Consider the following 2,396-nt stretch of genomic DNA (forward strand, 5'->3'; position numbering starts at 1 on the left):
GAATTCCGCGCGTTTTGTTAAAGTCTTCTACAGACCAGATCCGCGATTGGCGAGGGGGCGACAGGGATCCATGTCCGAGATCGAGGTCTTCGATGCGGAGCAGTTGGCCGGGCTGATCGAGGGTCTGGCAGAGGCGATCGGCAGGGATCATCCCCACCTCCAAAAGTTGACGTTGATCGGCATTCGCACCCGGGGAGTTCCCCTGGCCTACCGCCTGCGGGATCGGATTGCCACTCTGCTGGGGATCCCGCCCCAAGTAGGGGAGCTGGACATCACTTTTTTCCGCGACGATTTGAGCGCCGGCGGGTTGCGCACCCCCGATCGCAGCGAAATGCCGCGTGACCTGACCGGCCAAGAAGTGGTGCTGGTGGATGATGTTATCTTTCGCGGTCGCACCGTGCGAGCAGCTTTGGAGGCCCTAAACCACTTTGGGCGACCGGAACGGGTGCGATTGGCGGTGTTGATTGACCGGGGTCACCGACAGTTTCCCATCCAGCCCGATTACTGCGGTTGTCAGCTTTCCACAGAACCGGAGCAAACGGTGAGAGTCCATCTGCGGGAAACCGATGCAGAAGAGCGGGTGCTGTTGATAGACAAAACGGCAAAGATTAAACCCTGAGCCGGCGCTGGGGTGCGGTATTTTAGGGATGACCTGCCGAAACTCACTGCCATGTCTTGGTTGCCGGAAACCCGCCGCTACGCTGTTTTGGGCACGGGCGCTTTGGGAGGATTTTATGGGGCGAAATTGCAACAGGCGGGCTTTGCGGTGCATTTTCTGCTGCACAGCGACTATGACCATGTTCGCCAAAGCGGCCTCTGGGTGCAGTCCTGCTGGGGGGATTTTCATTTGCCCCAGGTGAATGCCTACGCAGCCGTGGAGGACATGCCCGCTTGCGAAGGGGTGATCGTGGCTTTGAAAGCCACCCAAAATGCGCTTCTGCCGCACTTGATCCCGCCTGTGTTGGCCGAGAATGGCGTGGTGATCTTGTTGCAAAATGGGCTGGGGGTGGAGCCCGAGATTGCCGATTGCGTTGGCCCAGAGCGGGTCATGGGGGGCCTCTGCTTCATCAGCTCCAATAAGGTTGGCCCCGGCCACATTCACCATCTGGATTACGGTTCGGTGCTGCTGGCAGAATACGGCCCTGGCTATGCCCCCCAAGGGATCACGCCCCGCCTTCAACAAGTTCAAGCCGATTTTCAACGGGCAGGGATCCCGACTTCGCTCTCACCAGATTTGATGTTGGCCCGCTGGCAGAAGTTGGTCTGGAATATTCCCTTCAACGGCCTCTCGGTGGTGTTCAATGCCGATACTCAGCAAATGATTCGAGACCCTGAGGCCCGTGCTTTGGCGGAAACGCTGATACAGGAGGTGATACAGGGAGCTGCAGCTTGTGATCGCCTGCTTCCCGACTCCCTGATCCAAGAAATGCTCACCAATACCGAGAAAATGACCCCCTACCGCACCAGCATGAAAATCGACTATGAGCGCAAACGTCCTCTGGAACTGCAGGTGATCTTCGGCAACCCACTGCAGTACGCTCGACAAGCTGGGATCCATCTGCCACGAGTTGAAATGCTCTACCGACAGTTGCAGGTGTTGGATCGCCTGAATCGAGGGATCCCTGGGGAGCAGCAGGCTTAAGTTTTTCAAGATCCGGCGGAGCGATCCCAGGGCTGGAGCAGGCTTTCTCCTTTGCTTGCGGGTAGACTGAGCCGCAGTCGTGTACTGTTGCTCTGGCTTTATGCCGCTGGGATCCACCCACGATCGCATTACCCTCTGGACGGCCCCCGGCATCACCCTAGCCGCCGGTGTGTTGGGGAACAGCACCACAGTTGCCCTGGCTGTGGGATCCGCCTATCTGTTCAGCGGCCTGATGTTTTCTGGAGATCTGGACACCTGTTCCCGACAGTATCAACGCTGGCTGTTCTTGCGCTGGATTTGGCTGCCCTACCGCAAGTGGATGCGGCATCGCTCCTTTTGGTCTCATGGGCCGATTGTGGGCACCGCCGTGCGGGTACTGTACTTGAGCCTATGGGCAGGAGGAGCTGGCCTGCTGGGGGCTTGGCTGGGATCCCGGTTGGGCTGGTGGATGTGGCAACCCTGGGTGTGGGGCAGCGATCTCTGGCAATTGCTGCAAGTTCACGCCGAGATGCTCTTTTGGATTGGGATGGGGTTGGAACTGGGATCGGTGAACCACAGCCTAAGCGACTGGATGGTCTCCCGCTGGAAACGCTGGCGCAGAAAACGCCGTCAGGTTCGATCTCCTGCCAGGCGACTCAGCTATCGTGGCTAGGGATCCATTGGGCCAAAAGCTGATTCTTGCCTGCCCCGGCATTTGAATGGCGGTGAGATTGCCTACTGTTCCGCAACGCGTAGTCATTTATCTCACCGTCAA

3 protein-coding genes are annotated in these 2,396 nt (G+C 58.4%); all 3 read left to right on the forward strand.

Translation table 11 applies throughout. The features are described 5' to 3' along the window. The first annotated feature begins 70 nt into the window (after positions 1-70). The 3 genes from pyrR (at position 71) to NW819_RS08920 (ending at position 2,294) form a co-directional block, all read left to right on the forward strand. Entirely contained in the window at positions 71-619 is a 549-nt protein-coding gene (pyrR, locus tag NW819_RS08910) for a bifunctional pyr operon transcriptional regulator/uracil phosphoribosyltransferase PyrR (RefSeq protein ID WP_414358057.1), read from the forward strand. A 12-nt stretch (positions 620-631) separates the two neighbouring features. Further along, entirely contained in the window at positions 632-1,642 is a 1,011-nt protein-coding gene (locus tag NW819_RS08915; protein WP_414413531.1) for a putative 2-dehydropantoate 2-reductase, read from the forward strand. Positions 1,643-1,721: 79 nt separating this feature from the next. After that, positions 1,722-2,294 carry a metal-binding protein gene (locus tag NW819_RS08920; protein WP_414341609.1) on the forward strand — a complete coding sequence of 191 codons (573 nt, stop codon included), beginning with the start codon at positions 1,722-1,724 and terminating at the stop codon, positions 2,292-2,294. Positions 2,295-2,396 lie beyond the last annotated feature (102 nt).

Origin of the sequence: Synechococcus sp. R8-2, from assembly GCF_047461715.1 — a bacterium.
Lineage (GTDB): Bacteria > Cyanobacteriota > Cyanobacteriia > Thermostichales > Thermostichaceae > Thermostichus.

Coding starts and splice junctions, on each gene's coding strand:
- pyrR (WP_414358057.1), top strand. CDS start 71: ATGTCCGAGATCGAGGTCTTCGATGCGGAGCAGTTGGCCGGGCTGATC.